General features: G+C 44.0%; 17 protein-coding genes. 4 read left to right on the forward strand and 13 right to left on the reverse strand.

Features of this window, described 5'->3' with window-relative positions:
- Positions 1 to 12: 12 nt before the first annotated feature.
- The 5 genes from POW22_RS11550 to mraZ are packed head-to-tail and all read right to left on the reverse strand — an operon-like array spanning position 13 to position 5,136.
- Positions 13 to 1,467, reverse strand: a complete 1,455-nt coding sequence (locus POW22_RS11550) for a UDP-N-acetylmuramoyl-L-alanyl-D-glutamate--2,6-diaminopimelate ligase (protein ID WP_272832845.1) — start codon at positions 1,465 to 1,467, stop codon at positions 13 to 15.
- On the reverse strand, positions 1,464 to 3,467 hold the full coding sequence (locus POW22_RS11555; protein WP_272832846.1) for a penicillin-binding protein: 2,004 nt from the start codon (positions 3,465 to 3,467) through the stop codon (positions 1,464 to 1,466). Before POW22_RS11555 ends, POW22_RS11550 begins: the two co-directional genes overlap by 4 nt.
- On the reverse strand, positions 3,457 to 3,777 hold the full coding sequence (locus POW22_RS11560; RefSeq protein WP_272832847.1) for an FtsL-like putative cell division protein: 321 nt from the start codon (positions 3,775 to 3,777) through the stop codon (positions 3,457 to 3,459). Before POW22_RS11560 ends, POW22_RS11555 begins: the two co-directional genes overlap by 11 nt.
- A gap of 2 nt (positions 3,778 to 3,779) precedes the next feature.
- Positions 3,780 to 4,676, reverse strand: coding sequence for a 16S rRNA (cytosine(1402)-N(4))-methyltransferase RsmH (gene rsmH / locus POW22_RS11565; protein WP_272832848.1), 897 nt, complete (start codon positions 4,674 to 4,676; stop codon positions 3,780 to 3,782).
- Complete coding sequence (mraZ, locus tag POW22_RS11570) at positions 4,663 to 5,136, reverse strand: division/cell wall cluster transcriptional repressor MraZ (protein ID WP_272832849.1); 474 nt, start codon at positions 5,134 to 5,136, stop codon at positions 4,663 to 4,665. Before mraZ ends, rsmH begins: the two co-directional genes overlap by 14 nt.
- 280 nt (positions 5,137 to 5,416) lie before the next feature.
- On the opposite strand from mraZ, the gene POW22_RS11575 reads away from it, so the two are divergent.
- Together POW22_RS11575 and yihA are read left to right on the forward strand one after the other, a co-directional pair.
- Positions 5,417 to 6,181, forward strand: coding sequence for an alpha/beta fold hydrolase (locus POW22_RS11575; protein ID WP_272832850.1), 765 nt, complete (start codon positions 5,417 to 5,419; stop codon positions 6,179 to 6,181).
- A 9-nt stretch (positions 6,182 to 6,190) separates the two neighbouring features.
- Positions 6,191 to 6,805 carry a ribosome biogenesis GTP-binding protein YihA/YsxC gene (gene yihA, locus POW22_RS11580; protein ID WP_272832851.1) on the forward strand — a complete coding sequence of 205 codons (615 nt, stop codon included), beginning with the start codon at positions 6,191 to 6,193 and terminating at the stop codon, positions 6,803 to 6,805.
- Here the strand turns inward: yihA and POW22_RS11585 are convergent.
- The 3 genes from POW22_RS11585 to gldB are packed head-to-tail and all read right to left on the reverse strand — an operon-like array spanning position 6,796 to position 8,500.
- Positions 6,796 to 7,176, reverse strand: coding sequence for a GTPase (locus POW22_RS11585; RefSeq protein WP_272832853.1), 381 nt, complete (start codon positions 7,174 to 7,176; stop codon positions 6,796 to 6,798). The genes yihA and POW22_RS11585 overlap by 10 nt on opposite strands.
- Positions 7,177 to 7,181: 5 nt before the next feature.
- Entirely contained in the window at positions 7,182 to 7,514 is a 333-nt protein-coding gene (gene gldC, locus POW22_RS11590; protein WP_272832854.1) for a gliding motility protein GldC, read from the reverse strand.
- On the reverse strand, positions 7,514 to 8,500 hold the full coding sequence (gene gldB / locus POW22_RS11595; protein WP_272832856.1) for a gliding motility lipoprotein GldB: 987 nt from the start codon (positions 8,498 to 8,500) through the stop codon (positions 7,514 to 7,516). Before gldB ends, gldC begins: the two co-directional genes overlap by 1 nt.
- Positions 8,501 to 8,591: 91 nt before the next feature.
- Here gldB and nadE point away from each other — a divergent pair, with 91 nt between their 5' ends.
- Both nadE and POW22_RS11605 read left to right on the forward strand, forming a co-directional pair.
- Positions 8,592 to 9,380: an NAD(+) synthase gene (gene nadE, locus POW22_RS11600; RefSeq protein ID WP_272832857.1), complete on the forward strand. Its 789-nt coding sequence runs from the start codon at positions 8,592 to 8,594 to the stop codon at positions 9,378 to 9,380.
- 143 nt (positions 9,381 to 9,523) lie between these two features.
- The gene (locus POW22_RS11605; RefSeq protein WP_087523289.1) at positions 9,524 to 10,156 is read left to right on the forward strand and encodes a response regulator; all 633 of its coding nucleotides are present in this window, start codon (positions 9,524 to 9,526) and stop codon (positions 10,154 to 10,156) included.
- Positions 10,157 to 10,159: 3 nt separating this feature from the next.
- Here the strand turns inward: POW22_RS11605 and dnaG are convergent, their stop codons facing one another.
- The 5 genes from dnaG to POW22_RS11630 all read right to left on the reverse strand — a co-directional run bounded on the left by dnaG (position 10,160) and on the right by POW22_RS11630 (position 15,797).
- Complete coding sequence (dnaG, locus tag POW22_RS11610; RefSeq protein ID WP_272832858.1) at positions 10,160 to 12,121, reverse strand: DNA primase; 1,962 nt, start codon at positions 12,119 to 12,121, stop codon at positions 10,160 to 10,162.
- Between the two features lie 147 nt (positions 12,122 to 12,268).
- The gene (locus POW22_RS11615; protein ID WP_272832859.1) at positions 12,269 to 13,111 is read right to left on the reverse strand and encodes a DUF2515 family protein; all 843 of its coding nucleotides are present in this window, start codon (positions 13,109 to 13,111) and stop codon (positions 12,269 to 12,271) included.
- Between the two features lie 179 nt (positions 13,112 to 13,290).
- Positions 13,291 to 14,343 carry a coiled-coil domain-containing protein gene (locus POW22_RS11620; protein ID WP_272832860.1) on the reverse strand — a complete coding sequence of 351 codons (1,053 nt, stop codon included), beginning with the start codon at positions 14,341 to 14,343 and terminating at the stop codon, positions 13,291 to 13,293.
- Positions 14,344 to 14,428: 85 nt separating this feature from the next.
- Entirely contained in the window at positions 14,429 to 15,244 is an 816-nt protein-coding gene (locus tag POW22_RS11625; protein WP_272832861.1) for a hypothetical protein, read from the reverse strand.
- Positions 15,231 to 15,797, reverse strand: a complete 567-nt coding sequence (locus tag POW22_RS11630; protein WP_272832862.1) for an RNA polymerase sigma factor — start codon at positions 15,795 to 15,797, stop codon at positions 15,231 to 15,233. The genes POW22_RS11625 and POW22_RS11630 overlap by 14 nt, the downstream gene beginning before the upstream one ends.
- Between the last annotated feature and the right edge of the window lie 22 nt (positions 15,798 to 15,819).

Here is a 15,819-nt window from a genome sequence, read left to right on the forward strand (position 1 = left end):
AAAACTCCGGACTTAGATGGTTAGTAGTTGATGGATGATCTGATAGTCGTCAAAGTCAAAGCGCTCGCCTTTGATCTCTTGGTAGGCCTCATGCCCTTTTCCGGCAACGAGGATGATATCATTTGCATTGGCCATTTTACAGGCCGTCTTTATCGCTTGTTTTCTGTCTGTAATGGAAAGGGTTCGCTTAAAATGTTGCGGCTCCACCCCTTCTTCCATCGCCTCTATAATGGTATCCGGATCTTCACTTCTGGGGTTGTCGCTGGTAAAGATGGCCGTAGTACTCATGGCCGCAGCGATCATGCCCATCTTGGGACGTTTATCGGGATCGCGATCACCTCCACAACCCACAACGGTAATGAGTTGTTCATTTCCGGTTCTAATGGCATTGATGGTCTCCAATACATTCTTCAATGCATCTGGCGTATGCGCGTAGTCCACAATTGCGGTAACCTGTTCTGCATTGGTGAAATACTGGAATCGACCGGAAACACTCTCCAATTCACTCAAGAATTGCAGGTTTTCCATAGCATCCATACCCAACAAATCCGCAGTGGCATGAATAGCCAACAAATTGTAGGCATTGAATTCTCCAATGAGCTTTACCCAGATCTCCGAATTATTGATCTTGAGCAGCATCCCACTAAACTGATGCTCCAACAATTGCGCTTTGTAATCCGCAATAGATTTTAACGCATAAGTATATTTTTTGGCCTTGGTGTTTTGCAACATATAGCGACCGTTCTTGTCGTCTAAGTTGGTCAAGGCAAAAGCATCTTTAGGAAGCTGATCAAAAAAGGCTTTCTTCACATCACGATACTCCTTAAAACTGTTGTGGTAGTCCAAGTGATCGTGAGTGAGGTTTGTGAAGATTCCGCCTTTAAATTGAAGTCCTTCTGTGCGCTTCTGATGGATGCCGTGACTGGAAACTTCCATGAAGCAATAGTCAACACCTGCGTCAACCATTTGTCTTAAATAGCCGTTAATTGCCAAAGGATCTGGCGTGGTATGCGTTGCTGGGAATTCTTGTTGGCCAACCTTAACCACTACGGTAGACAAAAGCCCAACGGTATAACCCGCTTTGAGGTAAAGGTCGTAGAGTAAACTCGCGATGGTTGTTTTACCATTGGTTCCGGTAACACCTACCAATTGTAATTCCTGAGAGGGATCTTGATAATAGTTTGCTGCAATCTGCGCTAAAGCCGAATTCGCATCAGTCACAACAGCGTAAGTCACACCGTTGATGATCTCCGCAGGCACTTCTTCACATACAATGGCAATAGCCCCTGCATGCGTAGCCTTTTTGATATAATCGTGACCGTCTACTTGCGTACCACGGATGGCCACAAAGACATCGTTCAAGCCGATCTTGCGCGAGTCATAAGCCACCGTATTCACGGCCACATCAGTACCCCCGACAACCGAATCGAGAGAAACCTTATAAAGCAAGTCCTTCAGTTTGATCACGATAATGTCAAGGTTATTTTTTGTCCGTCACTTATGGCTGTTCCGCTACTGACCGATTGCTGGATCACATTTCCGTTCCCGATCAGCACCACTTCCAATCCCATATTCTCTAAAAGGGCTACAGCATCCATTCCGGCCATACCCTTTACATTCGGCATTTGACTGCCGGCCTTTTGCGCCATAGCATAATACTTTTCAAAGTCTCCCATCACCTGCTGGCTGGGCTCATTGAGCTCATTGACCTCATCCATCACCGGCACGTCGGTGTAGATTTTCTGAGCAATACGTTTAAAAACTGGACCAGAGACATCTGCACCGTAATAGCCTTTTTTGGTACTCGGCTTATGGATGATCACAATACAGGAATACTTGGGCTGATCTGCCGGGAAGTAACCCGCAAAAGAAGAGATATAGCGTTTATCGTCTTCCCAATCAGACATCCAGTATTCGGTCTGCGCCGTTCCGGTCTTTCCGGCCATAGAGAAATACTCGCTATACAGTCCGTCTCCGGTACCGCGTTTAACCACATTTTCAAGAACCGCCTGCACCTTAGCAATGGTAGATTTGGAGCAAATGGCAGGATTTAGGACTTCCGGTTCAAAGGTTTCTATGGCACGATTCCAGGTACGCACTTCTGAGATAAAGTGAGGCTTTACCATGACGCCACCATTGGCGATGGCGTTATAAAATGTGAGGGTTTGCAGTGGAGTTAGCGTTAAGCCATAACCATAGGCCATAGACGGCAAGGCATTTTTACTCCATTTGGGTTTCCCAGGTTTTGGCATATCTGGAACTCCTTCACCAAGAATGCTGATCCCAATGGGCTTATCCAGATTCCATCCTTCTAAATAACGCAAGAAACGCTCTGGATCATCTTTGTAATTTTCATCAATAATACGCGCCAATCCAATGTTGGAGGAAACTTCTAAGGCACGTGCAGCAGAGATAGTTCCGTATCCTCCTGTTTTGGAATCGCGAATACGTCTCCCATAAAAAGTATAAACCCCGCGTCCGGTTTCAACCACGGTGGAAGTATCGATAACTTGATCCTCTAAAGCCGCGGCAAAGGCCATCACTTTAAAAGTAGAGCCAGGCTCATGAGCCTCTCCAATGGCATAATTATAAGATTCTGCATAAGTTCCTTTAGAGGTTCTGCCGAGATTAGAAACTGCTTTAATGGCTCCAGTTTCAACATCCATAACTATGACACAACCGTGTTCCGCTTCATAATACTCCAATTGCTTGAGCAAGGCATGGTGCGCTATGTCTTGAATGTTCACATTGATGGTGGTCACCACATCAAAGCCATCTTGCGGCTCAATTTCATTGTCGTCGCTGAGGGGCTTCCATTGTCCCTTGGCGATCTTCTGTTTCATGCGGCGGCCTTCTTTCCCACGGAGATAGCTTCCGTAAGCACCTTCAAGTCCGATACGGGTGATGAAGCCGTTGTCATCGGTACGTTCGTAGCCAATGGTTCTGCTCCCGATCTGCCCCAAAGGATGTTCACGACGAGTATCCTGATCAACAATGATCCCTCCTTTAAAAGGACCCTTTTCAAACATCGGGAAGCCTTTGATCTTCACATAGTCAGAATAACCGAGGTTACGAGCAATGAGCAAATAGCGATTTTTATTAGCCCGCGCTTTTCTCAAGCGCTGCTGATAGTAGTTTGGAGTTTTACCCAACATTTTTGCCAACTCCTTAGAAAGCGGCACTAAGTTTTCTTCAAAGACCGTATTGGAAACGGTCACTGCATCAAATCGGATTTCATACTTAGGAACCGAAGTGGCCAAAAGACTGCCGTCGTCCGCATAAACGTTTCCGCGATTGGCAGAGATCACAAAATTCTTCAAGGTGTTCTCTTGAGCCAACTCTCTATACTGATCCCCTTCTACAAATTGGATCTTGATGAGTTGTACCGTGATCAGCAAGGCGAAAACAAACAAAGCCCCGGCAACGAAGTACAATCTGCTGAGTATGTTCTTTTCTTTAACGGCCATCGCTGCTGATTTGAATTTTTGTCGGTGGTGTTTCTGACGGAGCTAATCCGCGAGACTTCAAATTGGCCAGCACTCGAGATTCCATACGTGCCTGCGCTAGTTTCATACGCACGTCCACATACTCACTCTTGAGTTCTTTAACCTGATCATTGAGCTGCGCGATTCGGTGTACCTTTTTGTCCGCACTGTGTGAACTCGCGATCATGATCAAAGCCAGGAAGGACAAGAAAATGATGAACTTCCAATTTTTTAGCGCGTCTTCACTCACCAAAAATTTACCTCTAAGTATGTGATAGATATTATCCTTCATCCTTAAAGTTTTTCAGCGATTCTGAGCTTGGCAGACCGAGCTCTGTTGTTGACTTCAATTTCTTCTGCGGATGGTACGATGAACTTACCCACAGGCTTGAAGGGCACCTCTGCCCGTCCAAAGACATCTTTCTCAGGCTCCCCCTCAAACATGCCATTGCGCATAAAACGCTTGACCAGCCGATCCTCCAGCGAGTGGTAAGAGATCACCGAAAGACGTCCGCCTGGTTTCAACACCTCTTGGGTCTGCATGAGGAATTCTTCTAGGGCAGTCAATTCATCATTAACCGCTATACGCAGTGCCTGAAAGACCTGCGCCATGATCTTGTGCTCTTTATTGCGAGGTATAAAACGCTTTAGCGTCTCTTTAAGCGTCTGGGTATCGGCGATCTCTGCTTGTTCTCTACGTGCAACGATCAATCGAGCCATCCCGGCTGCAGGACGCAGCTCGCCGTATTTTCTTAGTATTTGAGTGAGTTCAGCTTCTGAGGCACCATTGACCAAGTCTTTGGCAGAAAGGCCTGCCTTTTGGTTCATGCGCATATCTAAGTCCGCATTGAAACGAGTTGAGAATCCGCGCTCGGCTTGATCGAATTGATGAGAAGAAACTCCAAAGTCTCCTAAAATACCATCCACTTGTTTGTGACCGTGGAAACGCAAAAAGCGTTTGAGGTATCTAAAATTTTCAGGAATTAGCGTAAATCGAGGATCATCTATGATATTGGCTTGAGCATCTGGGTCTTGATCAAAGGCTAACAATCGGCCGTTTTCATCCAAGCGGCTGAGAATCTCCCGCGAGTGGCCACCGCCTCCAAAAGTAACATCGACATAAATTCCCGCTGGCTTGATATCAAGTCCTGCTACAGTTTCTTCCAGTAAAACGGGTTTATGATATTCCATCAACATCATGCGCTGTATCGCCCATTACCTCTTCGGCCAGATCGGCAAAGTCATTCGCTGCATCCGCAATCGCGGTTTCATACTTGGCTTTGTCCCAGATCTCAACTATTGTGATGGCCGAAGCAATTACAATTTCTTTTGACAGACCTGCAAATTGCATCAGGTCTTTAGGGATCAACAATCTTCCGGTGCTGTCCAGCTCTACGGTTCTCACACCTGCGGTAAAACGACGAATGAAGTCATTGTTCTTTCTACTGAACCGATTGAGCCCACTCATCTTTTCCATCAGCGCATTCCATTCACTCATCGGGTACAATTCCAAACACGGCTGAAACACAGCACGCTTGACCACGAACCCATCTGCCAGAGAAGGAGACAGTTGCTTCTTCAAACCAGCAGGGACCATGACGCGTCCTTTTACGTCAGCTTTACAATCGTATGTTCCAATGAGATTGAGCACGAGATTTCCCGGAAAAATTTGTTTAGTTGGTCAAATATATCAATATTTTACCACAATTTACCACATTTTACCACATTGTTGATAAGTTTTACCACCCTAGTGTAGAAACCCACATAAACCTTTGATTTTTAATATTTTGAACGTGTAGATTTGAGTGTTTATTGTGAGATACTTGAGGGCTTTGAAGCCCCCGTAATTAGTTGTATTTTAGACCGACCAAGCCCCTAACGAATTCCCTGAATATTACCTATATTTGCGACAGTCAACTAGCAGCAACCGAATGACTCACGAATTAAAGAAAGAAGGCAAATTCACCTACCTTGAGAAAGGAGAAGGCACCCCAGTAATCATCCTACACGGACTGATGGGTGGGCTTTCTAACTTCGAGGCGGTTACGGAGTATTTCCCCAATTTCGGTTACAAGATCTTGATCCCGGAATTGCCTATTTACACCATGCCCTTGCTAAAAACCAATGTCAAAACATTGGCGGTTTACGTCTCTGATTTCATTGATCATATTGGAGATGAGCAGGTTATTCTTTTAGGAAATTCACTTGGAGGTCACATAGGGTTACTATGTACCAAATTATATCCGGAGAAGATCAAAGGATTGGTCATCACTGGTAGTTCTGGTTTGTATGAAAGCGCAATGGGAGAAAGCTATCCGAAACGCGGAGATTACGAGTACATCAAGCAAAAAGCAGAGAATGTATTCTACGACCCGAAAGTGGCGACCAAAGAGATCGTTGATGAGGTTTATGCTACAGTTAACGACCGCAACAAACTGATCCGCACCTTGGCCATTGCCAAAAGCGCCATCAGACATAATATGGCTAAGGATCTACCCAATATGCCTAACCCAACCTGTATTATCTGGGGTAAGAATGACAATGTAACACCACCGAATGTTGCTGAGGAATTCCACGAGCTCCTACCAGATTCGAACTTGTATTGGATCGACGAATGCGGACATGCTGCTATGATGGAGCATCCGGACCGATTCAACGAACTACTGCATACTTGGCTCAAAGAGCGCCAGCTATAATCCCATCCCATGGATATTAAATCCGCAACCTTTGTAATGAGCAACAGCGATGTTGCCAAATGTCCTAAGAGCAATTTGCCGGAATACGCTTTTATTGGCCGATCTAACGTTGGGAAGTCTTCCCTGATCAATATGTTGACCAACAGAAAGAGCTTGGCGAAAACTTCCGGGAGACCTGGGAAAACACAGCTCATCAATCATTTTTTGATCAATGAGAACTGGCACTTGGTAGATTTACCCGGCTACGGATATGCGCGCGTGTCTAAATCAGACAAAAAAACCTTTCAAAAGTTCATTACCCAGTATTTTGAGCGCAGAAAACAATTGGTCATGGGATTCGTTCTGGTAGATTGCCGTCACGATCCGCAGCCCATAGATCTGGAATTCATGCAATGGCTTGGCGAGAATAACCTTCCTTTTGGAATCATCTTCACCAAAGCGGACAAGCTTAAACCCAATGCGCTTAAACGCAATGTAGATCTTTACTTGGAACGCCTGTTGCAAACATGGGAAAGCCTACCACCCTACTTCATCACATCAAGCTCTAAACGCCTAGGAGCGGAAGAGTTATTGGATTATATCGATACGATAAACAAAGAGATCGCTGAAGAATCTCAGCTGTAAAGCTTCCACTTTTCCTTTACCGTGGCAATGAGAGTCTCCACCGCTTTGAGCTCCTTTAGTTCATCAGCAGAGATCATCAATTCCAAGCCGTATTCAGACTCTAATAGTATGGCAGGAAAATCGTATTTGGGAAGCCATTTGGATCGGAAGGTTTTTTCAAATTCATCCCGATGGTGAAAATGCATGGGAATGTCTGCAGATTCACGGAAGGACTTCCATGCTTTATTCTCTTGAAAAGCGTCGTGCGTTAGCGCACAAAGGTCGCAATCATAGGTTTCTGGCGACAACCATTTGTGCAGGCTATCCTTTACAGCATTTAGCGCCCCAGAATCGGCATTATACACAAAGTGCAAGGCACGCTCAGACTGCATACAATCTATTTAATGCCAGTTTTATCGGCAAAGTAATCCACAAAGTCCAGCATGGTATCGGCCATTTTATCATCATTGGTGGCGCGTTTGTAAGTACCTGCCATTCCCATTAAGGTTTGGTAGAAAAACACCTTCATCTCCTCTACTGGCATGTCTTTAGTCCACAAGTCAATACGCAGAGCTTCCTTTCCCTTGGGGTCCCAAACGGAGATCAAGGCTGCGTTGGACTCTTGATTGGTCACACCGCCATCTGCGGCACTCCAATGAATGTTCTCAGGAACTCTGTTCTCATCAAGTTCAACTTTAAAGGAGATTTCTGAAGTGTGATTATTCGCCATTACTTTTTGGGTTTGTATTTAGACTGCTGATACAATTGATCCGCAGGTGTTGTTAATAGTTCTGCTAAGGAGCTGTCGGTATTCTCTGCAAAGGCTTTCACCATTTGTAAGCCCATATAGCGTCCGATTCGGCCTGGAGATTCATTGTCTATCTCCAAATAGAATTTAGAAAAAGGCGCTGGATTGATGAACTGATTCAATAATTTAGGATTGGTATCGTAGAGCACCTCGCGCTCCACAAAATAACGCCAAATGTCCATTTCATTCTCTGTAGCCCATTGGTACTGAGCCTCTGAATATCCCATCAGCGTAGCTTCAGATTCTAAGGGCAACAATAAGGTCTGCAAATACAACAGCTTACCGTGATAGAGCATTTGCCCTAAAAAGCTGCGATTGCGCGCCGGCGGCACATAGGCTCTGCTCGCAAGGTTTGCCACGTCTGCAACGATCTGCTGCGATTTCATATTGGCCGCTATATAAAGCGGGATCCCTTCATAAAAAGGATGCTCTGCTCCTAGATAATTGTCCAAGCCGATGCTCATTTGATCCCCAGCCCAGAGGACAGGATCCTTATAATCGACCTCAGAGAGCACGGTATAAACGGTTGGCGGTGTAAAATCTGGGAAATAATACTTTAGGTGCTTGAACAGCAGGTTAAGCTCTTCTTCTTGCTCCGTGAAATCTGGATAGGCCTGCTGCACTTCCTTAGCCAAAGCTTGTAATAAGGTATCGCGTTTTTTGGCCACCCAAAAACTGTCTGGATATTGCTGCGGAAACAGTTGCGGATACTTTGCTTTAAGTTGGGGAATTTCAGATTCCAGGGCGCGATCGAATTCAAGATCAAAACGGATCACGTCAGTCTGAATTTCTATGTCCAAAACCTCAGGCTTAACTTGCGGAGCATCGCTGCAAGCAAAAAGCAAACCAAAGATCAAGACAAAAGCCCAATAAATACTCGATTTCACAAGGGATTTCTGGATATTCATAATCGTATAACGCAAGGGCAAAAAATAAATTTTAAAATCCGTAATTTTGCTAGGCAAAGGTACGTTAAATCAAGCTAAAAGAAGCTCAAAAATGCAAGTAGAAAAAGTAACAGAACACATCGTTTCATGGCTTAAGACCTATATTGAAAACGCAGGCCTTGACGGCTTTGTAGTAGGTGTTAGTGGCGGAATAGATTCTGGTGTTACCTCTACCCTTTGCGCAATGACCGGCTTTCCGACCCTTTGTTTGGAAATGCCCATTCACCAAGCAGCCTCTCAAGTGACCCGCGCAGAAGAGCATATTGCTAAGCTTAAGCAGCGCTTTCCTAATGTCTCTTCACACCGAGTGGATCTTACACCGGTATTTGAAGGATTCAAAGACCAAACCCCTGCTGTGGAAGACGACAGCCTATTGGATCTTTCCTTAGCCAACACACGTGCGCGTTTGCGGATGACCACCTTGTATTATTTTGCAGGTCTTCACAGATATTTAGTGGCTGGAACCGGAAACAAAGTGGAAGACTTTGGAGTTGGATTCTACACCAAATACGGAGACGGTGGCGTGGACCTGAGTCCAATAGCCGATCTGATGAAAAGTGAAGTATATGCCGTTGGAGGTCATATCGGTGTTCCAGCAGCGATTATGAATGCCGCTCCTACCGATGGATTGTTTGGAGATAGCCGCACAGATGAGGATCAAATTGGGGCATCTTATGACGAATTGGAATGGGCCATGGCCATGCAAGATTCAGGTAAAAAACCAGAAGATTTTGAAGGTCGCGAGCAAGAGGTTTATAAGATCTATCTACGGTTAAACCGTATAAATCAACACAAAATGCAGCCCATCCCAGTCTGCGAAATCCCCCATGAATTGCGTTAAGCCGTGCTTTATCGAAAATTTAGGACGTTAAACGAAATTTAATTCCACCACTTCAGCTTTTTCCTATTTTTGAAATTGTAGTATTTCTACTACATATATTTTAACCGTGAATTTAAGGTTCACGGCAACATAACCTCACAATTATGACCAAAGTATTAATAGCGGATCATCATCCCGTAGTACGCAAGGGAATCGAATGTCTGCTCCAGGGACACGAGACGATAGAAATCGTTGACAAAGTTCACAATGGAACAGAACTGTACAAAGCTCTGCGTGAAGAAAAACCGGATGTACTTGTAATGGAAATTGACATTCCACAAGTCAACGGAATCACGGCGCTAAGAACTATTAAGGCAGAATTTCCAGACGTACGTGTGCTGATCTACTCCACCAATCCAGAAGAGATATACGCCTTGCGTTCCATCAAATCAGGAGCGGCAGGTTACGTACCAAAAACGGCATCAACAAAAGTATTTGTAGATGCGCTTGAGTTAGTAGCCAAAGGCGGAATTTTCTTGAACGAAGAATTGACATCAACTTTTACATCCCGCAACGTAGGCGAATCCAGTGCGATTAGCCGTTACAAAAAGCTTTCTTCAAGAGAGATCGAAGTACTCAACCTCCTCTCTAGCGGAAAGCGTAACAAAGACATCGCAAATGCGCTTGACATCAATGAGAAAACGGTGAGTACGTACAAAACAAGATTGCTTAAGAAACTCAAGGTAGACAACTTGGCGGATCTGATCCACCAGTCTCGTATGTTTCAATTCAGATAAGCATTAGAGCACACGCCCGAGCTTGTTGCTCAACACCTTTTTAAGCCCCTGGTAATCAATTATGGTTTCTAGGGGTTCTTTTCTTGCGGCATCATCTGCGTCCTTGACAATATTGGCCAACTCTTCTATCTTCTGTGAGATCAGCAAACGACGCAAATTCAAGATCGTTTGACTCACATATTGACCAATGGAATAGGCTTTATCCTTGACATAGATCTCTTTGCGCTCCCAATTTCCCAATTGATAACGCTCATCATCCATAAGGATACTGGTGGCCATAGAAGCCGGCCCAGGTTCTAAGGTGTGAATCAGTGAATCGATCTTTTCTCCTCCTTGATTGAGATGTTCAATTAAAGCGTAGTACAAAGCCCGAAAATCAGGATTAGCGAGTTCCACCTCATCGTCTTGGAGATCTAAATACACCTTTTCAAACACTTTAGCGGTATGAAACTCTGGCTTGTGTTGCATCTCGCCTTGATCATCCATCTCAATGACCAGATCCTCAAACTCAGCCTCAAGGTTCCCATAGAGCAACAGAATCTCTAATATTTTTCGTTCGTATTCGTAAAGAGGATCTACCTTTTGTGTTGGAAGTTGCTGATTAGCGATAACCTCAAATGGCGGTTGCTCTGGTTTTCTGGTAGCCTTTTTATGCTCTTTTTGCTCTTTGCTCAGAAGTTGCGCCAAGGCATTGAAAAGCACTTCTTCACTCATCTCCATAATGCGCGAACACTCTTGCAAATACACCTCGCGTTGGATCACATCGGGGATCTTAGCAATACTTTGCACCATTTCACGTATGGTCGCGGCTTTCTTTACAGGATCATTAGCAGATTCTTGTGCGAGTAATGAGGCTTTAAAGTTGATGAAATCCTGACTTTCTACCTCCAAAAATTTGATCACCTGTTCCTGTGTATGCGCTTTGGCAAAACTGTCCGGATCCTCGCCTTCTGGAAAGGTGCAAACCCGCACGTTCATGCCTTGTTCAAGAATGAGGTCAATTCCTCGTAGCGACGCACGTAACCCTGCAGCGTCGCCATCAAAAAGAACCGTTATATTGGGCGTCAATCTACGTATCAAACGAATTTGGTCTGGTGTAAGGGCCGTACCGGATGAAGCCACTACATTGGTCACGCCCGTTTGATGCATTTGGATCACGTCCGTATACCCCTCAACGAGATAACAGCGATCTTCTTTAGCTATGGTTTGTTTGGCCTGATAGAGACCGTAAAGGATCTTACTTTTCTGATAGATCTCACTCTCTGGCGAGTTGACATACTTGGCCGCCTTTTTGTCGTTGGTCAAAATACGACCACCAAATCCCAAGACGCGACCACTCATGCTGTGGATCGGGAACATCACCCGACCTTTAAAACGGTCAAATTGCTTGTCTTCTCGGACAATGGTCAGCCCTGTTTTGTCCAAGTAATCCAGCTTATAGCCTTTCCCCAAAGCTTCTGACGTAAAAGCATCCCAGCTGTTGGGATTATAACCCAGCGCAAAATCTTTTATGGTTTGGTCTGTAAAGCCACGCTCCTTAAAATAAGTCAAACCAATAGCCTTACCCTCTTCACTGTGCAAAAGGGTTTTGTGAAAATAGTCCTTAGCAAACTCACTGACCAAATACAAGCTTTCACGCTCGCTGGCGAGTTGTTTTTGCTCATCGGTCTGCTGGGTTTCTTCTACCTCTATACCATATTTCTTGGCGAGGTACTTAATGGCCTCCGGATAGGAAAAATGCTCGTGTTCCATCAAAAAAGCGACCACATTCCCACCCTTGCCACTGGAAAAGTCCTTCCAGATCTGCTTTACTGGGGAAACCATAAAACTCGGTGTGCGCTCCTCAGTAAACGGACTCAGACCCTTAAAATTAGAACCTGACTTCTTGAGTTGCACAAAGTCACCGATCACCTCTTCTAGGCGAGCGGTTTCATATACTTTGTCTATGGTGCTTTTGGAGATCAAATCGATTTTGTGTAAGAGCAGTAGAGGATTTGAACGAACTACTTTTTCAAGTAGCAATATACTTTATTTAAAGCAAAAATAGTTCGAGTAGTTTGCTAAACAACCATTCCCTTTAAACCTTGTTGGACACCGTTAGTGATCAAAATATTAATGTTCAGGTGTTTTGTCCATCTTTTTAGTGTTCATGATAAACGCTCTATTATCAAAACTCAATAAGTAGTCTATTTCTTCATCAACAGAGTTCGTTTTATTCTCGATTTGTTGCCATTTCTTCAATAAATCCTCAGTGATCCAAAACCATCTTTGCTTAAAGTTTGTGACATTAGGAAGATATCCTTGTTTTTTAGTTACCCAAAAACCTTTAGTCAACATAAATGATATGAATCTTGAATTCAATTTCCAATTTGTCTTCTTATGGTTTACCGTATAATCAAAACTCGCAATGAGTGACATAGCGCTTGAAAAGGTAGATGTAAGTTTATTAAACATAGGTTGCACCACAAGACTCTGTTCATGGTAAAGAATTTCTACGTTAGCTTCCCATACTAATTCTTCCGATTTCTTTGCGTAATTATCTTTTTTTACTTTCTGTAATTTCTCAAATGCTTCAATGATTATTTTATGTTTTTTGGATTCAATGAGCTGTTCTTTAAATAGCGAATAATCAAGTTGGCTAAAGGCCAAATGCAGGCTGCCTATTTCCATAAAAATACGATTGTTGATTATTCGAATGATTTGGAAATCATCTTCAATATTTCGGTTTTTCTTTTGACAAGTCTCAGAGAAGGTTTTGATACCGCTTTTGTGCCAATTCCATAATTTTAATTTTTCGCCTATATGGAAAGAAGCAAAAGCCGCCATTCCAGCCCACTTATACAGTTTTGGTTCGCTACGATACATTTTTGCATAGTAGGCCGTAATGGTTCGGTTTCTTCGAATCACATCCTCTTCTGGTGGAAGCTTAAATTGATATAATGGTTTTTTATCCAAGGGTTACTCTAAGTGTCTTAATACAATGGATGACGATTTGGCGATATCATTATTTCACTATCTACAAGTTCAATTTTAGTAAAAATAACAATCAACTCTGGCCTCGAAATTAAAATAGCCCCTATTTACACTAAAAAAGGCACCCTAAGGTGCCTTCTTTTTTACAAATGAGAACGGGTTTAGTCCACGTCGAATCGTAAACCGACAGAAATATTGCGCTGTTCCACCGGATTGTCTTTAAAGATTGGGTTAAGATCGTACTTAACGTAAAGGGCCATTCCAGTCCATCCAATGTAGCCACTCAAACCGTAGGCAAAGTTGTTGGTGTTGAAATTACCGGTTTGTTTTTGCTCTACCTCATTGCCGTCTGGGCCATCAAAACGCAGTTTCTGTACCGTGCGCAAACGGAATCCGGCATAACCACCCAAACCAACTTTGAGCTTGTTACGGGTTGAATATCTGAAGTAATCCTCCTTTTCTATCTTTCTTGATGGCCCAAACTCAAAGTGCATTGGGAACACCAAATAGTCATTTCTCAGCTTTGATTTATCCAAGCTCGCACCAAATTCGCGGACCACTGTCTCAGAACCGGTATCTTCAAAGAAACGGTCATCCGTCAGCTTAAGTCCATTGAACTGAAAAGAGAATCCATACTTGAAACGCAGCCAGTTCGAGTTTTTAAACACACGAGTTTTCCATGCCCATCCCAATTCAAAAAAGCGACTTCCTGCAATTTTAAAATCAGTATCTCCAAAGGACTCCCCTTCTGTGATGGCGTTGTTGAGTCCAAAGGCTAATACCAAGTCACTTGTGGTTCTGCGGTCGTACTTGCGTTCTTTTGTATTGTAGTCAAAATCAAGAACCTTCCCTTTAGAAAAAACAACCAATTCAAAATTATCTGTGGAAGTTGTATTCAACGAACCGTTGCGTTCTAAAAGATCGATCTGATTTTGAATGATCACTACACGATTCTCAATGTTCAAGGCGCGCTTTTCTGCTGCTTCTTGTTTGAGCTGCGTCGCTTCATCCTCAGTGATCTCTCCTTTATCTAAGCGATCGTTGATTGCGATTACCTCATCTTTTAGGGCTTCTTTTTCTTCGGTTTGGACCGCCTCTATCTTTCCTTGTAGATAGTCGATCTGTGCCTGTGCATCGCTATTATCCTGTGCTGAAAGTGAAACAGTAGCGAGCAACCAAATAACAACAGCGGTACTGTAAGTAATGATTCTCATAACGTTTTTGATTTTAAGTCGAAGCAAACCCCACCCCTACCACCGCAGGGGTAGTGCTATGCTTCCAGATTGATGAATGAATGAATTAATTATTGCGAGTGGCCATGGCCGTTCGAATCTTGTTGTAACCGTCACCCAGGGCGTCAAAGACCTTATCTCTAAAGGATCGTTCTAAATCGTACTCCACGTCCATAAGTAGTGCATTGGCGTCTACTTTGAGGGTCTCCATATTGATCATGGATTTGGTTTTGAGTTCCCTTTGCGCTTGCAGTAAAAGATCCGCGATCTCTTCCTCAGAAACTTCAGCATTAGCCGCTTCCAAGTCCTTGATCTTTCCAACGACCTCCTCAACTTTAGCAGCTACCGCATCCTGATCTTGTGTCTTCACATCTGCAGTATTCACCGCAACTGCTGTATCTTCAATTTCTCTTGGATCAACAAGGATCACTTCGGATTCCTTCGGAGCTTGTTCTGCCGGAGTCTGAGCAATTGAAGTCTTCTTCTGCTCAACTACTTCTTCCACTTGGATATCCTTTTCAGGAGCAACCTCTAGCTGCTGATCTTGTGCAGCTACCTCTGTCACTTCTTCTTGTTGCTCTAACTCATTCTCTAAAGGAATCGCGGGGATCACATTTTCTGTCTTTGGAGCTTCCGGTGCTGGCTCTTCAATAACGATCTCATTTTGTTGCTGGGCTGGATCTCCACTCCAGACCAAAGAACCAATTAGCGCCAATCCAGCAATTCCTGCTGCAATTGCCCACCAGATCCCAAAGCCTTTCTTTTCGCGCTTTGGAGCCTCGTCTAGGCGAGCGGCTAGTTTGTCCCAGGCGGCGGCACTTGGCTTGATCTCGCGATCTTTAAACTGATCGCGTATGTTATCTTCAAATTTAAGGGGTGCCATAACTTGTCTTGTTTTGAGCGTTTAATTGGCGCTGTAATAATTTGCGCGCCTTAAACAATTGGCTCTTTGAGGTGCTTTCACTGATCCCGAGTGTTTCGGCGATCTCACTGTGCTTATATCCTTCTACAGCATACATCACAAAGACCATTTTGTAACCTTCTGGCAACTCGTCAATGAGGAGTTGCAAATGTTCCACTTCCAAGGGACTGTCTAAATAAACGGCGTGTTGCGTTGTGTGATCAATAGCTTCTTCTGATTCGAAATGAAGTTTTCGCTCTTTGCGCAACCAAGAAATAGACTCTCTAACCATGATTCGGCGCAACCAGCCTTCAAAACTTCCGCTACCTTTAAAAGAATCTAGCGCGGTAAAGGCTTTAAAAAATCCTCCTACCATCACCTCTTCTGCTAGAGATATGTCTTTGATATACTGTCGACAAACACTGAGCATCTTTGGTGCGAACATCTCATACAATTGTTGTTGGGCCTTCCGATTGTTTGTTCGGGCCTTTTCCAAAAGCTGTTCGAGATTCTTATGTAAAGTGATCACTTTCACTAAAGCAGACCTTGTTGGGTTT

This window comes from Gilvibacter sediminis, from assembly GCF_028561565.1.
Lineage (GTDB): Bacteria > Bacteroidota > Bacteroidia > Flavobacteriales > Flavobacteriaceae > Gilvibacter > Gilvibacter sediminis.

Bases quoted from the DNA above. Each gene is read 5' to 3' on its own strand.
- gldB (WP_272832856.1), bottom strand. From the start codon at position 8,500: ATGAATATCCAGAAATCCCTTGTGAAATCGAGTATTTATTGGGCTTTT.
- POW22_RS11555 (WP_272832846.1), bottom strand. From the start codon at position 3,467: ATGGCCGTTAAAGAAAAGAACATACTCAGCAGATTGTACTTCGTTGCC.
- gldC (WP_272832854.1), bottom strand. From the start codon at position 7,514: ATGGCGAATAATCACACTTCAGAAATCTCCTTTAAAGTTGAACTTGAT.
- POW22_RS11585 (WP_272832853.1), bottom strand. From the start codon at position 7,176: ATGCAGTCTGAGCGTGCCTTGCACTTTGTGTATAATGCCGATTCTGGG.
- yihA (WP_272832851.1), top strand. From the start codon at position 6,191: ATGGATATTAAATCCGCAACCTTTGTAATGAGCAACAGCGATGTTGCC.
- POW22_RS11605 (WP_087523289.1), top strand. From the start codon at position 9,524: ATGACCAAAGTATTAATAGCGGATCATCATCCCGTAGTACGCAAGGGA.
- POW22_RS11620 (WP_272832860.1), bottom strand. From the start codon at position 14,343: ATGAGAATCATTACTTACAGTACCGCTGTTGTTATTTGGTTGCTCGCT.
- POW22_RS11560 (WP_272832847.1), bottom strand. From the start codon at position 3,777: ATGAAGGATAATATCTATCACATACTTAGAGGTAAATTTTTGGTGAGT.
- rsmH (WP_272832848.1), bottom strand. From the start codon at position 4,676: ATGGAATATCATAAACCCGTTTTACTGGAAGAAACTGTAGCAGGACTT.
- nadE (WP_272832857.1), top strand. From the start codon at position 8,592: ATGCAAGTAGAAAAAGTAACAGAACACATCGTTTCATGGCTTAAGACC.
- POW22_RS11575 (WP_272832850.1), top strand. From the start codon at position 5,417: ATGACTCACGAATTAAAGAAAGAAGGCAAATTCACCTACCTTGAGAAA.
- POW22_RS11625 (WP_272832861.1), bottom strand. From the start codon at position 15,244: ATGGCACCCCTTAAATTTGAAGATAACATACGCGATCAGTTTAAAGAT.